Source organism: Paenisporosarcina sp. OV554 (assembly GCF_003058165.1).
Classification (GTDB): Bacteria; Bacillota; Bacilli; order Bacillales_A; family Planococcaceae; genus Paenisporosarcina.
In genome coordinates this window covers 24,541-47,047 of the sequence record NZ_QBUC01000024.1, presented here as the reverse complement: position 1 = coordinate 47,047, position 22,507 = coordinate 24,541, and the positions used below count along the sequence as shown (strand labels likewise).

The 22,507-nt window shown below is 37.1% G+C and carries 24 protein-coding genes, 1 pseudogene and 1 riboswitch; of the genes and pseudogenes, 19 read left to right on the top strand and 6 right to left on the bottom strand.

Annotated elements, in window-relative coordinates; all coding sequences use genetic code 11:
* The first annotated feature begins 60 nt into the window (after positions 1-60).
* Positions 61-1,509, top strand: a complete 1,449-nt coding sequence (locus C8K15_RS16615; RefSeq protein ID WP_108587483.1) for an o-succinylbenzoate--CoA ligase — start codon at positions 61-63, stop codon at positions 1,507-1,509.
* On the top strand, positions 1,482-2,597 hold the full coding sequence (gene menC / locus C8K15_RS16610) for an o-succinylbenzoate synthase (protein WP_108587482.1): 1,116 nt from the start codon (positions 1,482-1,484) through the stop codon (positions 2,595-2,597). Before C8K15_RS16615 ends, menC begins: the two co-directional genes overlap by 28 nt.
* Positions 2,598-2,632: 35 nt before the next feature.
* Here the strand turns inward: menC and C8K15_RS16605 are convergent, their stop codons facing one another.
* From C8K15_RS16605 to ytzI, 3 genes are all read right to left on the bottom strand, one after another.
* Complete coding sequence (locus C8K15_RS16605) at positions 2,633-3,610, bottom strand: metal ABC transporter solute-binding protein, Zn/Mn family (protein ID WP_108587481.1); 978 nt, start codon at positions 3,608-3,610, stop codon at positions 2,633-2,635.
* Positions 3,611-3,729: 119 nt separating this feature from the next.
* The gene (yidD, locus tag C8K15_RS16600; protein WP_108587480.1) at positions 3,730-3,960 is read right to left on the bottom strand and encodes a membrane protein insertion efficiency factor YidD; all 231 of its coding nucleotides are present in this window, start codon (positions 3,958-3,960) and stop codon (positions 3,730-3,732) included.
* On the bottom strand, positions 3,960-4,106 hold the full coding sequence (ytzI, locus tag C8K15_RS16595) for a YtzI protein (RefSeq protein ID WP_108587479.1): 147 nt from the start codon (positions 4,104-4,106) through the stop codon (positions 3,960-3,962). Before ytzI ends, yidD begins: the two co-directional genes overlap by 1 nt.
* A gap of 97 nt (positions 4,107-4,203) precedes the next feature.
* Here ytzI and C8K15_RS16590 point away from each other — a divergent pair, with 97 nt between their 5' ends.
* The 6 genes from C8K15_RS16590 (at position 4,204) to C8K15_RS16565 (ending at position 7,261) form a co-directional block, all read left to right on the top strand.
* A complete protein-coding gene (locus C8K15_RS16590; protein ID WP_108587478.1) occupies positions 4,204-4,653 on the top strand; it encodes a Dps family protein in 450 nt (149 codons plus the stop codon).
* Between the two features lie 109 nt (positions 4,654-4,762).
* On the top strand, positions 4,763-5,065 hold the full coding sequence (locus C8K15_RS16585; RefSeq protein WP_108587477.1) for a transposase: 303 nt from the start codon (positions 4,763-4,765) through the stop codon (positions 5,063-5,065).
* 49 nt (positions 5,066-5,114) lie between these two features.
* Entirely contained in the window at positions 5,115-5,588 is a 474-nt protein-coding gene (locus tag C8K15_RS16580) for an NUDIX domain-containing protein (RefSeq protein ID WP_108587476.1), read from the top strand.
* Entirely contained in the window at positions 5,566-6,351 is a 786-nt protein-coding gene (locus C8K15_RS16575; protein WP_108587475.1) for an alpha/beta hydrolase family protein, read from the top strand. Before C8K15_RS16580 ends, C8K15_RS16575 begins: the two co-directional genes overlap by 23 nt.
* Positions 6,352-6,356: 5 nt before the next feature.
* A complete protein-coding gene (locus C8K15_RS16570) occupies positions 6,357-6,806 on the top strand; it encodes a hypothetical protein (RefSeq protein ID WP_108587474.1) in 450 nt (149 codons plus the stop codon).
* Positions 6,807-6,823: 17 nt separating this feature from the next.
* Entirely contained in the window at positions 6,824-7,261 is a 438-nt protein-coding gene (locus C8K15_RS16565; RefSeq protein ID WP_108587473.1) for a hypothetical protein, read from the top strand.
* Between the two features lie 38 nt (positions 7,262-7,299).
* Here the strand turns inward: C8K15_RS16565 and pckA are convergent, their stop codons facing one another.
* A complete protein-coding gene (pckA, locus tag C8K15_RS16560) occupies positions 7,300-8,886 on the bottom strand; it encodes a phosphoenolpyruvate carboxykinase (ATP) (RefSeq protein WP_108587472.1) in 1,587 nt (528 codons plus the stop codon).
* Between the two features lie 199 nt (positions 8,887-9,085).
* Positions 9,086-9,209, top strand: a riboswitch (SAM riboswitch).
* A 200-nt stretch (positions 9,210-9,409) separates the two neighbouring features.
* Between pckA and metK the strand changes: the two genes are divergently transcribed.
* Positions 9,410-10,606 carry a methionine adenosyltransferase gene (gene metK / locus C8K15_RS16555; protein ID WP_108587471.1) on the top strand — a complete coding sequence of 399 codons (1,197 nt, stop codon included), beginning with the start codon at positions 9,410-9,412 and terminating at the stop codon, positions 10,604-10,606.
* Between the two features lie 356 nt (positions 10,607-10,962).
* Here metK and C8K15_RS16550 read toward each other — a convergent pair whose 3' ends face one another.
* The gene (locus tag C8K15_RS16550; RefSeq protein WP_108587470.1) at positions 10,963-11,490 is read right to left on the bottom strand and encodes a gamma carbonic anhydrase; all 528 of its coding nucleotides are present in this window, start codon (positions 11,488-11,490) and stop codon (positions 10,963-10,965) included.
* 178 nt (positions 11,491-11,668) lie between these two features.
* Between C8K15_RS16550 and C8K15_RS16545 the strand changes: the two genes are divergently transcribed.
* The 10 genes and pseudogenes from C8K15_RS16545 (at position 11,669) to C8K15_RS16495 (ending at position 21,700) form a co-directional block, all read left to right on the top strand.
* Complete coding sequence (locus C8K15_RS16545; protein WP_108587469.1) at positions 11,669-12,469, top strand: alpha/beta hydrolase; 801 nt, start codon at positions 11,669-11,671, stop codon at positions 12,467-12,469.
* A gap of 143 nt (positions 12,470-12,612) precedes the next feature.
* The gene (locus C8K15_RS16540) at positions 12,613-14,061 is read left to right on the top strand and encodes an alanine/glycine:cation symporter family protein (protein ID WP_233260541.1); all 1,449 of its coding nucleotides are present in this window, start codon (positions 12,613-12,615) and stop codon (positions 14,059-14,061) included.
* Positions 14,062-14,242: 181 nt separating this feature from the next.
* Positions 14,243-14,941 (top strand): ABC transporter ATP-binding protein, encoded by a 699-nt coding sequence (locus C8K15_RS16530; protein WP_108587466.1) that lies wholly within the window; start codon positions 14,243-14,245, stop codon positions 14,939-14,941.
* On the top strand, positions 14,931-16,223 hold the full coding sequence (locus C8K15_RS16525; protein ID WP_108587465.1) for an ABC transporter permease: 1,293 nt from the start codon (positions 14,931-14,933) through the stop codon (positions 16,221-16,223). Before C8K15_RS16530 ends, C8K15_RS16525 begins: the two co-directional genes overlap by 11 nt.
* 736 nt (positions 16,224-16,959) lie before the next feature.
* A complete protein-coding gene (locus C8K15_RS16520) occupies positions 16,960-17,394 on the top strand; it encodes a hypothetical protein (RefSeq protein WP_108587464.1) in 435 nt (144 codons plus the stop codon).
* A 60-nt stretch (positions 17,395-17,454) separates the two neighbouring features.
* Entirely contained in the window at positions 17,455-18,222 is a 768-nt protein-coding gene (locus tag C8K15_RS16515) for a hypothetical protein (protein ID WP_108587463.1), read from the top strand.
* 70 nt (positions 18,223-18,292) lie between these two features.
* Complete coding sequence (locus tag C8K15_RS16510) at positions 18,293-19,051, top strand: hypothetical protein (RefSeq protein WP_108587462.1); 759 nt, start codon at positions 18,293-18,295, stop codon at positions 19,049-19,051.
* A 199-nt stretch (positions 19,052-19,250) separates the two neighbouring features.
* Complete coding sequence (locus C8K15_RS16505; RefSeq protein ID WP_108587461.1) at positions 19,251-19,757, top strand: hypothetical protein; 507 nt, start codon at positions 19,251-19,253, stop codon at positions 19,755-19,757.
* A 68-nt stretch (positions 19,758-19,825) separates the two neighbouring features.
* Positions 19,826-20,035: pseudogene (locus C8K15_RS16500) on the top strand (NAD-dependent malic enzyme); the annotation flags it as partial.
* Between the two features lie 93 nt (positions 20,036-20,128).
* Positions 20,129-21,700 carry an amidohydrolase gene (locus tag C8K15_RS16495; protein ID WP_108587460.1) on the top strand — a complete coding sequence of 524 codons (1,572 nt, stop codon included), beginning with the start codon at positions 20,129-20,131 and terminating at the stop codon, positions 21,698-21,700.
* Between the two features lie 280 nt (positions 21,701-21,980).
* Here the strand turns inward: C8K15_RS16495 and C8K15_RS16490 are convergent, their stop codons facing one another.
* Entirely contained in the window at positions 21,981-22,505 is a 525-nt protein-coding gene (locus tag C8K15_RS16490; protein ID WP_233260540.1) for an isoprenylcysteine carboxyl methyltransferase family protein, read from the bottom strand.
* Positions 22,506-22,507: the final 2 nt, after the last annotated feature.

Genomic DNA, 22,507 nt, shown 5'->3' with positions numbered 1-22,507 from the left:
TATAATCATTTCTCAAGCTGTCCTTTATGAGGGACAGCTTTTTCTAAAGGTGGGTTAAACATGTATCCAAACTGGTTAGCACAAAGAGTAAAAATGACACCAAATCGATTAGCTTTAACTTTTGAGGACAAATCTTGGACTTTTCAACAGTTGTTTGAGGAAGTGATGATAACAGCAGGTAACTTGAAAACTGCTGGTATTGATCATGGAACTCGAATCGCCATACTCGCGCCTTCACATCCGCAGTTAATTATGACCATCCATGCCTGCTGGCAATGGGGTTGTGAAGTCGTCTTACTAAATGAACGTTTATCAGATGAGGAACTAGCGTATCAAATTTCAGATGCACAACCTACTCTTGTCCTTGTAAAAGAAAGTTACAAAGAAAGAATCGGCACAAACAAAGTGCTAACACTGGAAGAATTGTCTAAAATCATTTCAGTCCCGATTAATATAGAAGATGAATGGCCGCTTTCCCGCACGATGTCCATTATGTATACGTCAGGTACAACAGGTCGTCCAAAAGGTGTTAGACAAACCGTATTGAACCATACGACAAACGCAACTGCTTCTGCTTTCAATATGGGCATTCAAACAGATGACGTGTGGCTTTGCACCATGCCAATCTTTCATATCAGCGGTTTATCCATTTTAATTCGTTCGGTATTATATGGCATGGAAGTTAAACTTTATTCGAAATTTGATGTGGTACGAGTTGTAGATGATTTGGTAAATGGGAGCGTCACTCGAATATCAGTAGTGTCAGTAATGTTAGAACGACTTTTGAGAGAATTAGATGAGCGAGATGTCAATGTATCTCCTCGATTGCTTACCATGCTGGTTGGAGGGGGCCCAGTTCCAAGTCATTATTTAGAAAGAGCCATTGCAAGGGGTATTCCGATCCTGCAAACATATGGAATGACGGAAACGGCATCACAAACGGCTACTCTCGCACCTGAAGATGCTGCTAGAAAATTAGGATCTTCTGGAAAACCTCTGTATTTAAGTTTTATCCGAATTGATCAGACAAATAAACCTTTTGAAGAAGGGGAAATTTGCATTCGAGGTGGGCATGTTACACCTGGCTATATTGGTCAATATGAACTTACACCTTCTCAAGATAAAGGATGGCTTTTCACTGGAGATGTTGGTTATTTAGATGATGAGGGCTATTTATTTGTCGTTGATCGTCGTTCAGATTTAATCATTTCAGGTGGAGAGAATATTTATCCCGCAGAAGTAGAAAGTGCCATTTTGCAACATCCTATGATTCGTGAAGCGGGTGTATGTGGAGTGGATGACGCGACTTGGGGGCAAGTACCAGTTGCCTTTATTGTTAGTGACGGAGAAATTTCATTGGAGTCTTTACGCGAGTTTCTACAATCTAAATTAGCTTCTTATAAAGTACCTAAGAAGCTCTATCACGTAAAAGCAATGCCTAGAAATGCTTCGAATAAACTTTTAAGAAGAGAGCTGAGAGAGTGGGTAATATCCGAATCCAACGAATAACGTTACATCACGTTCGCGTCCCTCTTAAAAAAACTTTCACAACGCATTTGCAAGAAGTATTAGAAAGAGAAAGTATTCTTATTGAAATGCTCGATGACCAAGGCAATATCGGTGTAGGAGAATGTGTGGCATTCACTTCTCCTTGGTATACAGAAGAAACTGTAGAGACAGCTTGGCTTGCTCTTGAGAATTGGATCATTCCTACTATTTTAAATCAAACATTCTCTCATCCAGATGAACTGGATAGTTGTTTATCCTTTATCAAACGCAATCATATGGCGAAATCTACTGTCAATCATGCGTTATGGGACATATTTGCACAAAGACAACAGAAACCTCTCTGGCAAGTAATTGGTGGAACCTCACGTGCAATAGAAGCGGGAGTTGTAGTAGCTTCGGCTAATGAAGCAGAAATGAATGCTGATATCGAATCTGCTGTGACTCTAGGGTATAAACGTATCAAACTAAAAATTTCTCAATTGTCGAATCCTCAAAACCTGAAAGAAATAATTACCCAGTATCCTCAAACATTATTCTTTGCCGATGCCAATGGAGCCTTTACAGAGGATACTATTGACTTATTACAAGCGTTTGACGAATGTGGGTTTACATTAATTGAACAGCCTTTTTCAGAACAACAAAATAGGGTGTCTGCAATGGCTCAAAAAAAAATGGAAACCCCATTTGCGCTAGATGAAAGCATAGCGAGTATTCAAGATGTTCAAGAGATGATCGATCAACAATCAGGTAAAATAATCGTCATAAAACAAGGAAGAGTGGGTGGGCTTTCAAATGCTCTTCGTATTCATGAAAATTGTGTCAAAGCAGATGTTCCCATTTGGGTAGGTGGCATGATCGAATTTGGAGTGTCAAAAGCGTTTAATATTGCGTTTGCATCATTACATGGCGTTAAATATCCAGGTGATTTTAGTTCTTCCAATCATTTTTGGGATTACGACCTTTGTGAACCAACGATTGATGTTCAACATGGAGAAATTCTACTACCAACTACACCTGGTATAGGAGTGAAGTTGAATCAGAAGCTGGTTGAACAATACGAAGTGAGACGAAAACTATTTAATGCATAAAAAACCACGGATGGTCTAGCCTCCGTGGTTTTCGTTTATTTTGAAGAATTCAAGGCTTTTGATAAGGTCTCTAAATTTTGTTTCATTAACGTGAAGTAATCTTCATTTTGAGCGATGTCTTGAGGTGTTAATACGCCTAAATTATGCATTGTTAATGCTTCAGCACCGATTTCATTTTGAATCACTTTCGTTAAATTAGAAGAGATGTTTTGTTCAAATAAAATCGTATTAATTTTCATCGATTTTGCTAACTTCACTAGTTCTGTTAATTCTTTTTGAGATGGTTCATCTTGAGAGTTTAATCCTGCTATTGCCACTTGTTCAAGACCATATGTTCCAGCTAAGTAACCAAATGCTGCATGAGACACAAAGAATGTTTTGTTGTTTGATGCATTTGCCATTTCTTTGTAGTCTAAATCCAATTGTTTCAAATCATTCACTAAAACATCATAGTTTTTTGTGTATGTTTCTTTATTATCAGGGTCTTTTTCAATTAATGAATCTTTTATTGAAGCAGCAAGATGTACACTTAGTTGTGGTGAAATCCACAGGTGAGGGTCAATTCCTCCATGGTCATGATCTTCATGACCTTCATGTCCTTCTTCTTCAGCATGGTCGTCTTCATGAACTTCACTCACTGCTATTTCCTCATCAGAAACAGCATCTGCAGTAGCAATCATGGTTAAGTCTTCATTTGCTAATGTCTTTTTTGCATTATCCACGAATCCTTCTAGTCCTAGCCCAATATAGAAAAATAAATCAGCATCAGCTAATGCCATCATATCTTTTTGAGTAGGTTCGAAAGTATGTTCATTTGAACCAGCAGGATAAATGGACTTAACTTGTACGTTTTCTCCACCGATACGCTGTGTAAAATAAGTAAGAGGGTAAACGGTTGTATAAACGGTTAAGGCATTTGAATTATTCGTTTTAGTTGTTGTATTAGTATCACCACATGCCGCTGTAATTAAAGCTAAAACAGCAACTATATTTAGTAAGAAAAATTTCTTCATGATTAACTCCTTTTAAATGGTAATGATTACGATTTGAAACGATAACTTTAATAGCATACAAGAAATAAAATTAAAACACAAGAAAAACACACAAAAAAAAATGACTCTTTTTCAAGAAGTCATTTTCTTTCATCCCATTCATCCGGAACAGGATCATAGCCACCTTCATTAAAAGGGTGACAACGCAGGATTCGTTTAACTGCTAAGTAAGTTCCTTTTATTGCGCCGTATTTTCTAACTGCATCAATACCGTAGTGTGAGCAAGTTGGATAAAAACGACAACTAGGTGGAGTCAAGGGAGAAATAATTTTTTGATATAGCTTAAAAAAACCAATGACTAGATACTTCATCACGTATCCTTTGAATTATTTGTTTCTTTAGGTAAAGGATCAATTTTATGCTCAATCGTATACGCTTTTTTAGTTGAAAACATAAACATTAATGTTATGCCAATCATGATAATAAAAGCGACGATTATTAAAAACCAAAGGGACATTTTTTTCACTCCACTCTACTTATATGTTTAGTTTAAGTAACTTAGTGGTAAATTGAAAGTAATTAAGCATTAAAAATTATTTAGGAGTGTGAAATTTATGTCAGCAGCATTAAATAACGAACTTAACAAGCAAGTAGCAACTTGGTCTGTAATGTATACAAAATTACATAATTTCCATTGGTATGTAAAAGGTCCACAATTTTTCACTTTACATGCTAAATTTGAAGAACTTTATAATGAAGCAACGCTCCATATGGATGAAATTGCTGAGCGGTTATTAACATTGGGTGGAAAACCGGTAGCAACATTAAAAGAACATTTGGAACAGTCGGATGTAACAGAAGCGACTGGCAAAGAATCAACGGATCAAATGGTCGAAACGGTTGTTAAAGATTTTGATAAAATTATGAAATCCTTGAAAAAAGGGATGAATGAAGCCGCAAAAGATGAAGATGATATGACAGAAGATTTATTAAATGCTGTTTACCAATCTATTGAAAAACATCAATGGATGTTAAATGCTTACTTAGGTGATACAAACAAATAACGTATTAAGCAAATTCCTTTAGAGGGATTTGCTTTTTTTTACTGACCTTTTTTTTGGATGCATGGAATTAGACGTGAATGCCATGCTAATAAAAAGGGGTTGAAAAAACATGACGAAAATTTATGTGTCGGTTTCACATCATCGCTATTATTACCATCCAGAGGATTCACCTTGGGAATATGAAATCGAAGCTGAACCAGGAGTTTTGAATGTGCTTGATCAATTATTTGAACAAAAAGAAGAAATTGAAACAAAAGGGTTTTGGCGAGCACATACACCTTATATACCGTATCATTTAGATCCTGAAAATGATGAAAGCGATTTGCGTTTGAAAAAATTGTATGCCGTTATTCATGAGTACACGGATAAGGAATCCAAACAACATATTGAAAACATGCCTTTTTATAGTTGATTGCTTTGCATGCCTTCGCTACACTAATTTAAAGGAGTGTAGCGAAGGCATGTTTTCTTTTGTAGATTTAAATCAAGTTGAAGTCACATTATCATTTGAAAAAAATACATTTCCTATTCCTGCCACGCATGTTCTGGTGTTAGCCAATAGGAAAGAGCAATGGTTACTTACAAAACATCCACTTAGAGGACTAGAATTTCCAGGTGGCAAAGTTGAACCAAGCGAGACGTTAGTACAAGCTGCAAAAAGGGAAGTATATGAAGAGACAGGTGCTCAACTTGAAAATATGGAATGGTTTGCTGAATACATGGTCAATGACATAAACCCCTTTTGTAAAGTGGTTTTCCGTTCAACTGTAGTGTCAATAGATCCAAATGTTGCACAATTTGAAACAGAAGGCCCAGTCTGGGTAACCTTACAAGAGTTTTTTAATTCGACTAATCTAAGTTTCCATATGAGAGATGAAGGTATGAGAAAAATATTGGAACAGGTGATGTTAGATGAAGCCGAACGGAACGATTGAACAAAAACGACCATATCCTAGTCCCAATCCTCATGTACGTTTAACAGAAGTGTTGTATTGGTCTTGTGGTTATCGAGTAAAAGGTCTACTTGCACAACCTTTAAGATCTGGTAACCAAGAAGGTATACTCTATTTACGAGGCGGAATTCAAAATATAGGAATGGTTAGGCCAGCTCGCATTGCTCAATTTGCAGCACAAGGTTTTGTAGTATTTGCTCCTTATTACAGAGGTAATCGTGGTGGCGAAGGACGCGATGAATTTGCTGGTGAAGATCGTTTTGATGCGGTATATGGAGTAGATGTTTTAAGACAGTTTTTATCCGTTAATCCCATTCACTTATTTGCCTTTTCTCGTGGAGGAATTATGGCGTTATGGACGGCCATATTGCGTGATGATATAACGTCTACCGTAACCTGGTCAGGAGTTTCAGACGTAATCCTTACTTATGAAGAAAGGAAAGATATGCGGAGAATGATGAAGCGAGTAATTGGAGGGAATCCAAATAATGCGCCTGAAGCTTTCGAAGAACGTCAACCTTTCTCACATATCAAAGATATTACTTGTTCACTTTTAATTATCCATGGGAAGAAGGATGTAAATGTTGGGATTGAGCATGCTAGTCGTTTAGAAAAAACGCTTGTAAAAGAAGGTAAAGTTTTTGAAACCTGGTACTTTAGTGAACATGATCATTTTTTCCCAACAAAAATTAATAATCAAATAATCAAAGACTTAACAACATGGATGAAACAACAAGGAGGATAATGATCATGAAACATGTTCGGATTCTTTTAGAAACGACTCAAAAAGAAAATAAATCGTCAGTTCCTATAGATACCAGCTATTGGGAAAAATTATGGGATACTTATACAAAAGATTTTGCATCAGTCGAGATTCACAGTTGGCTTGAAGAACTTGAGCAAATTGAAGAACTTTCTAAGATATCGGCCAACTCAGTGGTTGAAGGTCTTGTAAAAGTATTCACTGTCACATTGAATGAGGAAAATTGTACATTTTTACGTAATCAATCTATAGATCCTAATGGTGGATTAAAATGGTTTACCTTATTCTTTTACAAAGAAGATGTTCAGATGCTTGAAATCGCACAATATGGCTCTGAAATTGTTCTCTATGGAGTAGATGAAAAAGAAGCAGAAGAATTACAAACATTGTTTCCAGAGAATGCCAATGCCGAATATTTTAAAGAGCACTTAATGTAAGTTAGGGGAGGTTACTTATGGGGAATTTACATATAAAAAATGACACCTTCTCACATGGAAATGAAACAATAAAACGCATGAAGAATGTGGATTATTGGGTTCCTTTGATGACTGAGTTACTGCCAATCTTTACTGAAGTAGAAGTACGTTGTTGGAAAAATGAAACAGAATTGATTCTATTAATCAAACCTTTTGCACACACCATTAGAATTGAGACTGACTTAGTAATTTTTACCATGCCACTTACCCAGAAATTAAAGGATTTGTTCTTAAAATCTAGTAATGATACTAATAATATTAGATGGTTTTCATTACATTTTAAAAAGAACGGGTATCACATTTGTTCAGTAGAGCATTATGGTGTAGAACTTCATTTCAATCAAATCACCAAAGCAGACTCCATACATATTCAATCCTTTTTCCAAAACGATACGGTCTTTAACTATAGTGAATAAAAAAAAGGCCTGCACACGAAGTGCAAGCCTTTTTAAAATTAAATAATTGGTCCACCTTTTGAAATGATTTCTTCAGAAACTGAGCCGAATTTATTGAAGTTTTTACGGAATTGATCTGCTAATTCTTTTGCTTTAATATCATAAGCTGCAGGATCTGCCCATGCATCACGAGGGTTGAGTACATTTTCAGGTACGCCTGGTACTGCTTTTGGAATCGCTAGACCGAATACAGAACCATTGTCTGTTTCCACGTCATCTAATTTCCCTTCAAGCGCAGCGCGAACCATTGCACGTGTATAAGCTAGTTTCATACGCTTACCAACGCCATATTCGCCGCCAGTCCAACCTGTATTCACTAAGAATACTTGTGCATCGTGTTGATCAATTTTCTTACCTAACATTTCCGCGTATACAGTTGCAGGCAATGGAAGGAATGGAGAACCGAAACATGTTGAGAATGTTGCTTGTGGAGTCGTGATTCCACGTTCTGTACCAGCAAGTTTCGATGTGAAACCGCTTAAGAAGTGGTACATTGCTTGTTCTTTTGTCAACTTACTGATTGGAGGCAATACGCCAAATGCATCAGCTGTTAAGAAAATGATTGTATTTGGATGACCAGCAACTGAAGGGTCTACGATATTGTCAATTGCTTGTAATGGGTAAGCGGCACGTGTATTTTCTGTTAAAGAAATGTCTTCGTAATTTGCAATACGAGTTTCAGCATCTACTACAACGTTTTCTAATACTGATCCAAAACGGATAGCATCGAAAATCTGTGGTTCATTTTCACGTGTCAGGTTGATTGCTTTTGCATAACAGCCACCTTCAATATTAAATACACCATTGTCTGACCAACCGTGCTCATCATCACCGATTAACTTGCGATCAGCATCAGCTGATAACGTTGTTTTTCCAGTTCCAGATAAACCGAAGAATAAGGCAACGTCACCTTGTTCACCAACGTTTGCTGAACAATGCATAGATAAAATGCCTTGCTCTGGAAGTAAATAGTTCATAATAGAGAATATTGATTTTTTCATTTCGCCAGCATACTCAGTACCACCAATTAAGATGATGCGTTGTTCCATTGAAACAATGATAAATGTTTCTGAATCCGTTCCATCGATTGCTGGGTCTGCTTTAAAAGTTGGTGCGTATACAATCGTAAATTGTGCTTCATGAGAAGCCAGTTCATCTTCTGTTGGGCGAATGAATAATTGATGCGCAAATAGGTTATGCCATGCATATTCATTAATTACTTGGATAGAAAGACGAGACTCTTCGTCTGCTCCAGCAAAGCCGTTAAAGACAAAAAGTTCTTCTTTCGATTTTAAATAAGTTACAACCTTCTTATATAAAGAGGAAAAAATTTCAGATGAAATCGGTCGGTTTACTGTACCCCAATCAATCTTGTCTTTTGAGATATCTTCTTCAACAACATACTTGTCTTTTGGAGAGCGTCCTGTATACTTTCCTGTCTCTACTTTTACAGCTCCAGTAGATGTTAAGACAGCTTCTCCGCGTAATGTTGCTTTCTCCACTAATTGTGGTACTGAAAGTTGTACATGCACGTTTTGGCCATTTAACAAATCGTTCAGCTCGTTGATAGTGTTCACTGAATTCATGTATATGTACCTTCCTTTTTTGTGTATTCCCAGTTAATTGGGGTGTTTTTTTCAATTCGATGATTAGTATAACACATTTAGCTTAATAATCTACACTAATAGCCTGTTTAAATTCCGCGAAATTTGATATTAATGAAGAATAATAAAAAATATTTGACATAGGTGGATTAGTTTATTATGATGTAAAACTGAACGGATACTCTTATCCCGAGCTGGTTGAGGGGTCAGGCCCTATGAAACCCGGCAACCTGCAATTATGAACCATGTAGTAATTGGCAAAGGTGCTGAACCTGAAACAAGGTGAATTCCTTGGATGATAAGAGTGAAAGGTGCCTATACATGAATACCTTTCCTCATGTATTTTACGTGAGAGAGGGTTTTTTTTATGACATCTCCCTTTATCCTCGTGTGCAGAAGCCCGAAAAGGCGGAAGGTTTTATTCAACTGAATAAGCTGGACATGGGAAATGAGTACCGTTTGAATTTTCCGAGAGCAATCTCGAAGGATATAGGAGGAATATTAAATGACAACTCGTCGTCTATTTACATCAGAATCAGTAACAGAAGGGCATCCGGATAAGATTTGTGATCAAATCTCAGACGCAATTTTAGATGCTATATTAACAGAAGACCCGAACGCACGTGTTGCTTGTGAAACAACTGTAACAACAGGTTTAGTGCTTGTTGCTGGAGAAATCACAACATCTGCTTATGTGGATATTCAAAAAGTTGTACGTGAAACAGTTCGTGAAATTGGCTACACTCGTGCAAAATATGGTTTTGACTCAGAGACTTCTGCAGTATTGACTGCAATCGATGAGCAATCTGCCGACATCGCAATGGGCGTTGACAGAGCACTAGAAGCACGTGAAGGTTCGATGACAGATTCAGACATCGAAGCAATCGGTGCCGGTGACCAAGGGTTAATGTTCGGTTTTGCATGTAATGAAACACCGGAATTAATGCCACTTCCAATTAGTATGGCTCATAAGTTAGCTCGTCGTTTAGCACTAGTACGTAAAGAGGAAATTCTTCCATACTTACGTCCTGATGGTAAAACACAAGTAACTGTAGAATATGATGAAAACAATAAACCGTTGCGCATTGACACAATCGTTATTTCTACTCAACATCACCCAGAAGTAACACTTGAGCAAATTCAACGTAACTTGAAAGAACATGTCATCAATCCTGTCGTTCCGGCAGAATTAATTGACGAAAATACAAAATACTTTATTAACCCAACTGGTCGCTTCGTAATTGGTGGACCACAAGGGGATGCTGGTTTAACTGGCCGCAAAATTATCGTTGATACTTACGGTGGATACGCTCGTCACGGCGGCGGCGCATTCTCTGGTAAAGATGCGACAAAAGTTGACCGTTCAGCAGCATATGCTGCACGCTATGTAGCGAAAAACATCGTTGCAGCAGGGCTTGCTGATCGATGTGAAGTTCAACTTGCGTATGCAATCGGTGTTGCTCAACCAGTATCAATCGCAATCGACACATTTGGTACAGGCACTGTAGAAGAATCAAAACTTGTTGAAGTGGTTCGAGCGTCATTCGACCTTCGTCCTGCAGGAATCATCAAAATGTTAGATCTTCGTCGTCCTATTTACAAACAAACTGCTGCTTACGGGCACTTTGGTCGTACGGACTTAGATGTACCATGGGAAAAAACTGATAGAGCTGCTCTTTTGAAAGAAAAAGCTAGCGAATAAAACAAAAACTGTTCCGGAGTAAATTCTGGAACAGTTTTTTTATGAGGAAATATGGGTGAAAGGGATTAAAACACTCGTGAAAGGGATTAAATCAAATTGAACGGGAATATTCTCACGTGAACGGGAATAAACCACTTTCGAATGGGATTAAATCCAAATGAATGGGAATAAACACTAGAATTTAATATGACTCATTCCAAAACATCAGCGAAGCGAAAATCAAAGTAATTAGCACCGTGCACATCGTTTCAGTATGTTTTTGTGGGGAAATTGGGTGAACGGGAACAAATCAATTTGTGCGGGATTAAACCAATAAGTATGAAAAAAAGAGCAGGCAATTAGATGCCTGCTCTTTTCTATTGGTCACTACTTTTCTGTTGCATCTCTTTGTAAATTTGCCCTTTTTCAGCGTATTCTCTTACAATTCGTCTCATATCAAGTTTATCTTCATTATTCAATTCACGAATAACTTTCGCAGGCCGTCCTAATGCTAGCATCCCTGATGGAATAACCTTGCCTGGAGGTACTAAGCTTCCAGCTCCGATAAATGCACCTTCACCAATTTCAGCGCCATCTAAAATGATTGAGCCCATTCCTACTAAAGCTCCTTTGCGAATGGTACAGCTATGTAATGTTACTTGATGTCCAATAGTCACTTCATCTTCTAAAATTAATGGAGCTGCAGGGCTTTGATGTAAGCAACATAAATCTTGAATGTTCACTTTGCGACCGATACGTGTTGAGTTTACGTCACCACGAATGACCGTGTTAAACCAAATTGTAGACTCTTGACCGATTGTCACATCGCCACTGATTGTGACATAATCAGCAATATATACAGATGGATCAATCAAGGGTGTTTTATTATTAAAAGAGTAAATCATTCTTTTACCTCATTTCTTATTGCGGTATAGTTTCATTATACATGGGTGTAAGGTCGTTATTAAGGCTAATTACCATTTCAGGATGTACTAAGTGACAATGATTTATTAATATCAAGAACACGTGGTAAAATTAAAACTAGTATTTGTGATAAAATGAACTTGTAAAGGGGCGCTGTTCATGTGGAAATGGGAAGCAGATGGTCAAGCTAAAGCAGTCGTCGCAATTGTACATAGCGCGTACGAACATCATCGTAGATATGCATGGTTAATCGAAAAATTTAGAAGTTCAGGTTTTCATGTTGTCATGGGAGACCTGCCAGGTCATGGAGAAGCGGCTCAAAATAAAGCGGCACATAATGAAGATTTTCAGTCTTATGGGTCTTATATCGACCAATTAGTTCAAGCATCCATCTCGTATAACCTACCAGTGTTTGTTATGGGGCACGGGTTAGGCGCAACTCTTGTCATGCAATTACTTCAATTAAAATCCATTGAATGTGCTGCAGTCATTTTAACATCACCATGGTTAAATTTAAAAATTCATCCATCCAAATTATCTAGTGCTTTGTCGAGTATTGGTAAGTTAGCTGAGAATGTAAAGAGTACACATGATGTGACAATTAAACAACTGACTAGAAATTATGACGTGTATACGCAAGATAAAGACGATCAACTGTATAATACAACCATTACATTGAAATGGTATCATGAGCTCCAACAGTTAATCAAAGCAACTTCTACTAGACAGGAAAGTATTCAGAATCTGCCTATATTGATGATGACAGCTGAGAGAGACAAAGTAACTGAACATACATACGCTAAGCATTGGTTACATAAACAACAACTTTCAGAAATTCAATATAAAGAGTGGGCAAATTGTTATCATGATTTATTTCATGAACCAGAACAAGAAGATGTATTTTTATATACGGAATCATTTATGAATAATGTTTTACGTTCTGTTGGTTATATTGTTTAGGCACTCTTAATAGAGTGTCTATTTTTTTGTGATAAATTTCACAAAACCTAAAAATGTATCATACATTTATTTCTACTTGTGATTGTTTATGCATACTTTTTCATAGTGTGTATTGTTTGATAGGAAAAGTAGGAGGAAATCAAATAGAAGCATTTATTTTACGAATCAACGAGTACTTGTGGGGACCTTGGATGATTACTTATTGTTTTGCTCTTGGGCTGTTATTTTCATTCCTTACAAGATTCCTTCAAGTACGATTGTTAAAAGACATGATCGCTCACATGTTTAAAGGTGAAAAATCAGATGCCGGCGTTTCTTCATTCCAAGCATTTTCAATGGCTTTGTCAGGACGAATTGGGACAGGAAATATAGCGGGTACAGCAACTGCAATCGCATTCGGTGGTCCAGGGGCAATTTTTTGGATGTGTGCCATTGCATTTATTGGGGCTTCTAGCGCATTTATAGAATCAACACTGGCTCAGATTTATAAAGTGAAGCAAAATGGGCAATATCGTGGAGGTCCAGCCTACTACATAGAAAAAGGGATCGGTTTAAAATGGTATGGGAATATATTTGCGATTGCCACTATTGCCGCTACAGCTTTTTTGTTACCTGGGACTCAATCGAATGCGATTGCAGTTGGGATGGAAAATGCATTTAGTTTGCAACCATGGGTAACGGGTACTGCTATTACAGTCATTCTTGGATTTATTATAATTGGTGGTGTTAAACGGATTGCACATGTGGCTCAAATAGTAGTGCCTTTTATGGGAATCATTTATATGGTTTTTTCAATTGGAATTATTATCTTTCACATTGCAGAATTACCAGATGTATTAATGCTAATCCTTCGAAGTGCTTTTAACTTAGACGCCACTTACGGTGGAATGATGGGGTCGGCAATTGTTTGGGGAGTCAAACGAAGCATATACTCTAACGAGGCGGGTCAAGGAACTGGAGCACACGCTGCCGCAGCTGCGGAGGTGTCTCATCCGGTAAAGCAAGGACTTGTTCAAGCATTCTCTGTGTATATAGATACGCTGTTTATATGCACGGCTACAGCTTTAATGATTTTACTTACAGGTATGTATAATGTTCAACCCGATGGCAGTGGCAGTATGTTCATAGTTGAAAACTTACCAGGTGTTGATGCAGGTCCAGGATATACCCAAGAAGCAATAGATTTTGTCATACCTGGAAAAGGGGCTGGTTTCGTAGCGATTGCACTATTCTTTTTTGGATTTCCCGCAATTATGGCCTGCTATTACATTGCTGAAGTGAATGTAGCTTATTTAGTAAAAAGTATACCTTATAAAATTGTCGTTTTTTTATTAAAAGTTATTCTGTTGTCTTCTTCATTTTATGGAGCGATTCGAAGTGCAGATCTTGCTTGGGCGCTCGGTGATGTAGGTTTAGGTATTATGGTTCTGCTGAATTCTGTTGCACTTTTGCTTTTAGCGAAACCGGCACTTGTTGCGTTAAAAGACTACGAAGAGCAAAAAAGGAAAGGAAAAGACCCTGTTTTTAATCCTACAAGACTTGGAATTAAAAATGCGGATTTCTGGGTGAGAAGCAATAAATATCGTAAGTAAATATGGATATAGCATCGCCTTTGTGGCTTGGACTTAAAAACAACATAAGAAATAAAAACGATGACTTTAGATTTCTGCAGTCATCGTTTTTTAATTTCCTTAAGAATATCTTCATTATTTTCCTACCTTTTCCTTCAGACTTATTGGTTACACTAAGAATACTTGAGGGGAGAGAAAATGAATGATTCAAATAAGAGATTTATGCCATACATTTTCGATTGGAAAAAGAGGAAAAGAAAAACGGGTTCCTGTGTTAAAAAATGTGTCACTTGAAATTGAAAAAGGGCAAATTGTTTCAATTGTTGGTAAAAGTGGCTCTGGAAAGTCTACTTTGCTCCATGTATTAGCAGGATTTATGAAACCGGAATCAGGATCAATTCAAGTAGCCAATCAAGAAACCGCACTTTTGTCTGAGAGTGAGCACGCTGCTTTCCGCTTAAATCATTTCGGATTTATCTTTCAAAACTTTCAATTAATGCCTGGTTTAACGGCCTTTGAAAATATTGAACTTCCTTTGAAATTAAAAGGGGTGCCCAAAAAAGAACGTCAAATTAATGTAGAAGCATTAGTGAAAAAAGTGGGAATAACTCAAGTCGCAGATCATTATCCAAATGAATTATCTGGAGGTCAGCAACAACGAGTAAGTATTGCAAGGGCACTAGTTACGAATTCGCCGATTATTTTAGCAGATGAGCCGACAGGTAGTTTAGATTCTGAGACAGAGCAAGAAATTCTTTTGTTAATTCAATCGCTCAATGAGTCTCTTGGATTAACATTTGTCATTATTACTCATGACGATGAAGTAGCGAATATTGCTCATAGAAAGTATCGTCTCCACGATGGCGCATTAGTAAATGGAGGTGTGTTACATGTCGTTTAGAGACCAAATTGACTTTATTCGTCAGCATATGAAGAAGAATAAATTACGTGTATTTATGACTGTTCTTGCAGCTACGATGGGATGTGCATTTTTAATCGTTTTAGCATCTGTTGGATTTGGACTACATAAAACAATGACAGATGAAATGATGTCTAATCAACTCCTTACAGAGGTAAGGATTTTTGGCAGGGAAGATGGCGATTCCCAAATTACAACAGCCGATCAACAAAAGATGAGCGAACTTGAAAACGTCAAGGCGGTGGTAAGTCGGTCATACGTTGATGGTGTTACCTCCATTTCAATGAATGACCGGACAGGCCAAGGGGACGTCCAATTAACAAACCTAAAAGAAGAAGAAAAAGCAAATTTGGCTTTATCTGAAGGTGAGATGCCAACAAAACCGAATGAAATTGTCATTGGCTATCATTTTGCTCAAAAATTATTGACAGAAGCTGAAACTGAATTAGCCTCACAGTCTGAAGATGAAATTCCTACCGGATATACAGAAAGTATGATTGGTAAAACAATTTCATTAGAACTCACGCCGTTGACTGAAGAAAAAAGTGACCCAAAGGTATGGGATTTTGTAGTAACAGGAGTTGCGAAGGAGCCGGCCAAAGATTGGATGATGGATCTTCGTGTATTAATAGATGAATCCTACCGCACTGAATTTCAAGAGTTTACACAACCAGAAGTACCTGCGGAAGAAAGTTATTTCGAAGTGTACGTATACGCAGATGATATTCAACATGTAGGGGCAATTACGGATACATTGAAAAATGATGGCTATAATGTGTATTCAATAACAGAAGAAATGGAAACGATGGACTTATTCTTTACTGCACTAAAGGCAGGATTGTTATTTGTTGGAACCATTGCAGTACTCATCTCATCAATAGGTATTTTTAACACGATGACAATATCCGTTACGGAAAGAACACGAGAAATTGGTGTTATGAAAGCAATTGGAGCGAATCCCAAACTCATTCAACGATTATTTTTGATAGAAAGTACATGGATTGGTGTATTAGGAACAATAATTGCTGTTACTTTGTCCTATGGTATCAGTTATTTAGCGAATTGGATCATCCCAGAAATCGTCATGAACATCGTAGCAGAAGAAGGAATGGAAGACATCAGTGTGACAATTTCATTAATCCCATGGCAACTTGTGGCTATTGCATCCTTTATAAGTATAGGAGTAGCGATGATTTCAGGATGGAGGCCAGCTAGGAAAGCTACGAAGATTGATGTTATTCAAGCATTGAGACAGGAGCTATAAAAAGGTAATATTTACTCGTAAAAAGAGCCTAATTTCACATTTGTGAAATAGGCTCTTTTTGTTGTTATTACCAAAAGGGAAATAATCTTTTGAAAAAAGGGATTAGGTGTCTCAGGAATATTAAACATTTCCCAATGTGAAATAGCTCTTTTGAAGAGAATTTAGTATCTCTTCTTAATATCCGACGATTTCTCCCAAAAAAAGTAATTTATTCGACAGAAGCTTACATAACCTCCTATGTACTAAGAAAAGTAAATGATTTACATTGGATTAGTAGGCAAAACGATTTACTAATTCAGGTTTTTTAAAATTTGTTTTTTATAACGAAGTTAAAAAGAACTATCGTAACATTATTCATTTAAACATAAAGTCATATATTTTAGGTATCTTGAATCAACAGATATTTAAAAGACTACTCGAAAAGAATCTCCAGATCTCGATTCATTTAATGAGCTAATGAGATGAAAAATGAGCAATAAAAGAATTGTGGATTTAGGTATAAAGCACATTGTGCTTTTACTATAAAAATTTTGGCCGTGAGCCCCGAAGGAGAGGAAAAATGAATAGAGTATTCAATTCGGGTTAATTTTACCAGTGATTAAACTAGTAATCGCAGACGTTTTAGAAGAGGCTCAGGTTGATTTAAGCGGAAAATACAACTGATGTAAATATTGTTGCGGATGCAACAATTCCTATCTCTTTTCTGATAGAGAATATTTATAACAGTTGGAAAGGAATGGTAACCATAAAAAAGATTTTTGGCATTATTCTTACGTTCACCTTTTTAATAGGAGCAGGATCGATTTATGCAAATGTCGATTCAGCAGCCAACCTCTCTAATTGGTATGAAAATTCATTTCAGAAGAAAAGTAGTGAATTAGGTACTGCAACAGCAACAGGAATCTTTAAAACTATAAGAAATGCAAACGTGTTTGTTGAAGGAACTAAAGAAACTATAGGTTCTATCATAGAAAGTTTTCGTGATGAACAAGTTAAAAAAGTGGTAGCTGAAATCGTTGATTATCAAAATGACATTGAGAATCAAATCGATACTACAGTTACTGAGTTGGAAAAAGAAAACTTTGACGATTACGCTGAAAAAGCCAAAGTTGAAGAAGAAATCGAACAAGATATCGAAAATATCTTGGAAGAAGTATTAAATGAACAATAAAATGAATTTCTCGATAGATGAAGATTCATTCAAAAACCAAACCACAAAGGGGATATTTAAATGTTAAAAACAATCAAAGGTAAAGTAATCGCAGGAACAGTATCAGTAGTATTATTATCAAGCGCTGGAGTAGCATTCGCGAGTTCGAATGCAGGAGCAAATTTAAAAGATTGGTATGACGGTCAATTTGGAGTAGCTACTTCAAACATTGTAGGCGATGTGGAAAGTAATGTATCAGGAAGAATTAATGGTTTAGCTACTGAATACGAAGGCTTAAAAACAGCTGCAGGTTCAAGTATTAGTACTGATGGAACTAATGCAACTAATACAGCAAGTGGTAATATCGAAACAGAGACTCAAGGACACATCGATTCGATTAATGCAAAACAAACTCAAATTGAAGGTTATATGAATGGTCAGTTTGCAGCACTTAAATTTGCCGCAAACGGTTTAATTAACCAAGCTGGAAATGCAGCATTGGGATATGCAAATAATGATTTGACTATTTTCACAGGAGCGAAGGGTGATGCTGCACGTGCTACCTTGACTTCTGAATTAGAAGCTGATACTACTGCAGCAGTTAGTGAATTAGAACAAGCAATTGAGGAAGCAAAGGGAGAACTTCAAGCAAAATTAGATACAAAAGAAGCTGCAACTACTGCTGAGATTATAGCTGCCATTGATGCTAAAATTGTTGAACTTCGTGGCAAAATTACTGCTAAACGTGATGCTTTAGTTGCTGCTCAAAAACTTCTTATTGACGCAAAAGCACTTGAGCTAGAAACTGCAGCTAAAGCAGAATTACAAGGCGTAGTTGACGGCATTTAATTATTACTTTTAATAATCAATAGGGACCTCGTAGTTCGAGGTCCTTATTCTTTTCAATGGAGGAATTAGTATGTTAAGTAGAAGTGATAGATACAAAAAACAAAAGAAAAAACGGAGACTGCTTCAGGTATTTGGTGCTCTGATTATAAGTGTTAGCATTGGTAGCGGTGTAACTACTGTTAATGCTGATCAAGACATCAGTAGCTTGCTGACCAACTGGTTTAACGGTAAACAATCAGCATCTATTCAAGAAATAGATAAAGCAATTACGGCAGAAAAAGAATTACTTAAGCTGGAATTGAAAGAAGCTTTGAAAGCAGAAATGCAAGCTGCCGAACATGAATTAGATACATTCACAGTTGCAGAAAAGAACGCACGCATTGCTTCTTTAAATAAATATGCAGAAGAATTAATAGCTAAAATAAACATAGATAACAGTGCTGAAAAAGCGAAAGTTACTAATGAATTAAACGCAATTATTGCAAATGCTATCAAAAATATGGATGCAGTAAAAATCTCACCAGCGACTCCAAAACCAAAACCCGAAAAACCAAAAGAAAACTCAAAACCAAAACAAACACCAGAACCACCACCAGTTACTGAACCAGTTCCAGAACCTGTAATCGAACCACCAGTTGCAGTACCAGTTCCAGAGCCTGTAACAGAACCAGTGCAACCACCAGTTGCCGAACCAACACCAGAACCAGTAACAGTAACCGAACCAATCACTGAACCAAATCCTGATCCTGCTTCTTCTGATGCAATTATTGATAGTCCTCAAGCAAATCGTAATACGGATGTTGAGGATGAAAAAGTAGAAGTGGAGTAGGAATTATACATTGGACTACTTGAAGGCTCTCAAAAAGGGCCTTTTTTATTTTGGTAATAATAACAAGGTGGGAAGAATCATAATAAGAAGTTATTAAAATTTCTGAGACAAAGGTTCTTTTTTCATCATTCAATTTCAGTTATAAATACATATAGATTTGGAAAGAATGGTTATAGTTGCTGGAAAGGTGTGATAAATCATGAAAAAAGTTCTAAACATTATTATTTTATCTTTTATATTTTTTAGTGCAGGGTCTATTTTCGGGACGGGTGGTTTTGATACCAAATCCACTGTTCGGAATATTGATTCACTACAATCACAAACTATTGAGTTAGGGTATACATCTGCAATTGATGTTTGGAAAACCTTCAAGCAAGTTGAAATTTTCATAATAGAATCACAGGAAAACATGGAAGCGACAATCAATCAATTTCGGGATGAGCAAGTGAAGTTAGCTGTTGCTGGCCTCGTTAATTATAAAAATGCTACTAAAAGCAAACCAGATGTTTCTTCATCGGGTACAAAGTCAGTATTAGAAGTAGAAGAACCAATAATACCCGTGACTAATGATTTACCACCAAAACAAGAACCAATGCTCAAGACATCGGGATCACATGAGTCAACAACAAATACCTCAAATGATTCACTGGAAGATAGTCCTGAATTAAATCGCGATACTGATGTACTAGATAAAATGTTGGAATAAATTTTAATACGCTTTAATAATTGAAGGCTCTCTAAAAGAGTCTTTTTTATTTTGGTTAAATGCACTTGTTTGCAGCAGATGGCCGATCAGTTAATAATGCACTGGGTTTTCCAGGAATTTTCCGTGGAGCATTAAATGCAGGTGTTAATGATATTACGTATCCGATGTTTGTTGCCGCAGCAGCACTTGCTATCGCAAATCACACGAAGCCAGGTGATTTAATTCCAAATCCTTTAGACCCAACTGTTCATCAAGTTTTGCAAGAGCAGTTGAATTAGCTGCACAATCAAACGAATAAACAAAAACCGTCATCATTCCATTGTGAATGAGACGGTTTTTGTTTTATGATGAGTAGAGATGGGGGTGCCTACATGACAAAAGTTTGTTTTCATCATGCAACATTTTATACGATGAAAAGTATCAACGATACAGTAGAAGCTGTATTAGTGGAAAATGGCAAGATTATTGAAATTGGGTTATTTGAAGATCTAAAAAATCAAGCTGATCAATGCATAGATTTACAAGGCTCATTTGTCTATCCAGGCTTTGTCGATAGCCATATCCATTTGATTGGCCATGGAGATAAATTACGTCAAATTGATCTTTCTACATATACTTCTGCAGAAAAAATGACTGCAGACTTACAATTACTTCTTAACAATCATCCAAGTGGTGAATGGTTTGTAGCCGAAGGATGGAATGAAAATAACTTTGCTGATCAAAAAATCCTTTCTCGATATGAATTAGACAAGTTATCTTCTGGTCCTCTTGCGTTAAAAAGAGTTTGTCGACATGCCATGATTGTGAATTCTGCGGCACTCCAAATAGCTGGAATAACAAGAGATACCCCTGACCCAGATGACGGTGTCATTGTAAGAGACGACAGTGGAGAGCCAACGGGTTATTTATTAGATGGGGCAAAAGCTATTATTGAAAAACATATCCCAGAAGTGTCCATCAATCAATTGGTCATTTCCTTAGAAACCGCAGTTAATGATTTACTATCGCGCGGATTTACTGGCGTTCATACAGAAGACATGAGTTATTACGGGAAGTATTCAAAACCACTTCAAGCATTTAAAGAGGTTATTGGTGAAAGTCGGAAGTTCCGTGTTAATTTGTTACGTCATCATACTGTGTTTGATGAAATGAAAGCTGAAGCGACTTATGATGAACCTTGGATTGAACCGGGGGCTATGAAAATATTTATTGATGGCGCTCTTGGAGGACGTACAGCGTTGCTTAGTGAACCATATGCTGATGATCCAACAACACAGGGGGTATCCATTCACTCGCAAGAAGATCTGAATGCATTAGTAGCAAAAGCACGTTCTTATGGTGAAGCGGTAGCAGTTCATGCCATAGGTGATTTAGGTATGGAAATGATCGTAGAGGCAATTGAAACACATTCTGTTCCTACAGGTAAACGAGATCGTCTCATTCATGCAAATGTGTTGAGAGAAGAATTAGTAACAAGGATGGAAAAACTAGATGTGGTACTCGATATTCAACCTAGCTTTGTAACTTCCGATTTTCCGTGGGTAAAAGAACGACTTGGAAATGTACGAATGGACTGGGCATATGCATGGAAAAAACTAACGAATCGGGGCATGATGCTAAGTGGTGGCTCTGACTCGCCAATAGAAGAAGTGGATCCGCGCCTTGGTTTATATGCAGCGGTGACCAGAAAAAAACCTGGAGAAACACACGATGGCTATCAACCTGAAGAGAAATTATCTCGTTTTGAAGCAATTGCTCTATACACGATAGGCAGTGCGCAAGCTATTTGTAAGGAACATGAACGAGGCTACATTGATATCGATTTTGATGCAGACTTTACCGTGTTTGATCGTAATTTGTTTGAAGGACCAGACGAACAACTGATTAATGCACAAGTGGTGAAAACGATTATTGCAGGAGATATTGTCTTTGAAAATAATTAGAAAAAACGAGTAGCGGGAGATGCTACTCGTTTTTCTTTGTCAAAATAGTAACCCTCTGCTTTTTGACTACTTAATTATGGGTTTCATCCCTCACATTAGTTTCCGACCATTAGTTGGAGGTTTTCGACCATTCAACTGATGTTTCCGACCATTCAACTGGTGTTTCCATCCACTCATTGAAGGTTTTCAACCATTCGCCTGGAGAACGACACCAATCCACCCTAGAAAGACAACAAAATCGTTTTTACTTGAAGGAAAAGGTTACGCCAAACTAAAAAACTCAAAAAACTTCTTTATAATCAGTCACTTCACGTAACGCTGCTTCTTCTTTTGGTATCCGTACACTTAAAATAATTATATTCAATAAGGTAAAGACGATTGCTGTGAAATACGCCTCAAACATCAATGGAATGATAATGATTTCGCTTGTTACCACAACGTAATTAGGATGTCGTATGAAGTGAAATGGTCCTTTTTTCACCACATGTGCTCCTGGTAAAACGAGTATTTTCGTATTCCAAAAACGACCGAGGGAAGCAATTACCCAGGCTCTCATTATTTGTAAACTTATAAATACCACAAACAAAAGTAACCAAAAGCGGGACACAGCTTGTTTGAAAACCATAAATTCTATGATTAAACTAATAAAAAACCCAATATGAATAGCCACCATATAAGGGTAGTGATTGGCACCTACTTCATAACCACCTTTGGATTTTATCCATTTTTCGTTATTTCGGGCCACCAATAATTCTAAAATTCGCTGAAAGATAATAAATCCAACTACACAAATGAAAAGTGTCATTA

Coding starts and splice junctions, on each gene's coding strand:
- C8K15_RS16615 (WP_108587483.1), top strand. CDS start 61: ATGTATCCAAACTGGTTAGCACAAAGAGTAAAAATGACACCAAATCGA.
- C8K15_RS16605 (WP_108587481.1), bottom strand. CDS start 3,610: ATGAAGAAATTTTTCTTACTAAATATAGTTGCTGTTTTAGCTTTAATT.
- yidD (WP_108587480.1), bottom strand. CDS start 3,960: ATGAAGTATCTAGTCATTGGTTTTTTTAAGCTATATCAAAAAATTATT.
- ytzI (WP_108587479.1), bottom strand. CDS start 4,106: ATGTCCCTTTGGTTTTTAATAATCGTCGCTTTTATTATCATGATTGGC.
- C8K15_RS16590 (WP_108587478.1), top strand. CDS start 4,204: ATGTCAGCAGCATTAAATAACGAACTTAACAAGCAAGTAGCAACTTGG.
- C8K15_RS16585 (WP_108587477.1), top strand. CDS start 4,763: ATGACGAAAATTTATGTGTCGGTTTCACATCATCGCTATTATTACCAT.
- C8K15_RS16580 (WP_108587476.1), top strand. CDS start 5,115: ATGTTTTCTTTTGTAGATTTAAATCAAGTTGAAGTCACATTATCATTT.
- C8K15_RS16575 (WP_108587475.1), top strand. CDS start 5,566: ATGAAGCCGAACGGAACGATTGAACAAAAACGACCATATCCTAGTCCC.
- C8K15_RS16570 (WP_108587474.1), top strand. CDS start 6,357: ATGAAACATGTTCGGATTCTTTTAGAAACGACTCAAAAAGAAAATAAA.
- C8K15_RS16565 (WP_108587473.1), top strand. CDS start 6,824: ATGGGGAATTTACATATAAAAAATGACACCTTCTCACATGGAAATGAA.
- pckA (WP_108587472.1), bottom strand. CDS start 8,886: ATGAATTCAGTGAACACTATCAACGAGCTGAACGATTTGTTAAATGGC.
- metK (WP_108587471.1), top strand. CDS start 9,410: ATGACAACTCGTCGTCTATTTACATCAGAATCAGTAACAGAAGGGCAT.
- C8K15_RS16550 (WP_108587470.1), bottom strand. CDS start 11,490: ATGATTTACTCTTTTAATAATAAAACACCCTTGATTGATCCATCTGTA.
- C8K15_RS16545 (WP_108587469.1), top strand. CDS start 11,669: ATGTGGAAATGGGAAGCAGATGGTCAAGCTAAAGCAGTCGTCGCAATT.
- C8K15_RS16530 (WP_108587466.1), top strand. CDS start 14,243: ATGATTCAAATAAGAGATTTATGCCATACATTTTCGATTGGAAAAAGA.
- C8K15_RS16525 (WP_108587465.1), top strand. CDS start 14,931: ATGTCGTTTAGAGACCAAATTGACTTTATTCGTCAGCATATGAAGAAG.
- C8K15_RS16520 (WP_108587464.1), top strand. CDS start 16,960: ATGGTAACCATAAAAAAGATTTTTGGCATTATTCTTACGTTCACCTTT.
- C8K15_RS16515 (WP_108587463.1), top strand. CDS start 17,455: ATGTTAAAAACAATCAAAGGTAAAGTAATCGCAGGAACAGTATCAGTA.
- C8K15_RS16510 (WP_108587462.1), top strand. CDS start 18,293: ATGTTAAGTAGAAGTGATAGATACAAAAAACAAAAGAAAAAACGGAGA.
- C8K15_RS16505 (WP_108587461.1), top strand. CDS start 19,251: ATGAAAAAAGTTCTAAACATTATTATTTTATCTTTTATATTTTTTAGT.
- C8K15_RS16495 (WP_108587460.1), top strand. CDS start 20,129: ATGACAAAAGTTTGTTTTCATCATGCAACATTTTATACGATGAAAAGT.
- C8K15_RS16490 (WP_233260540.1), bottom strand. CDS start 22,505: ATGACACTTTTCATTTGTGTAGTTGGATTTATTATCTTTCAGCGAATT.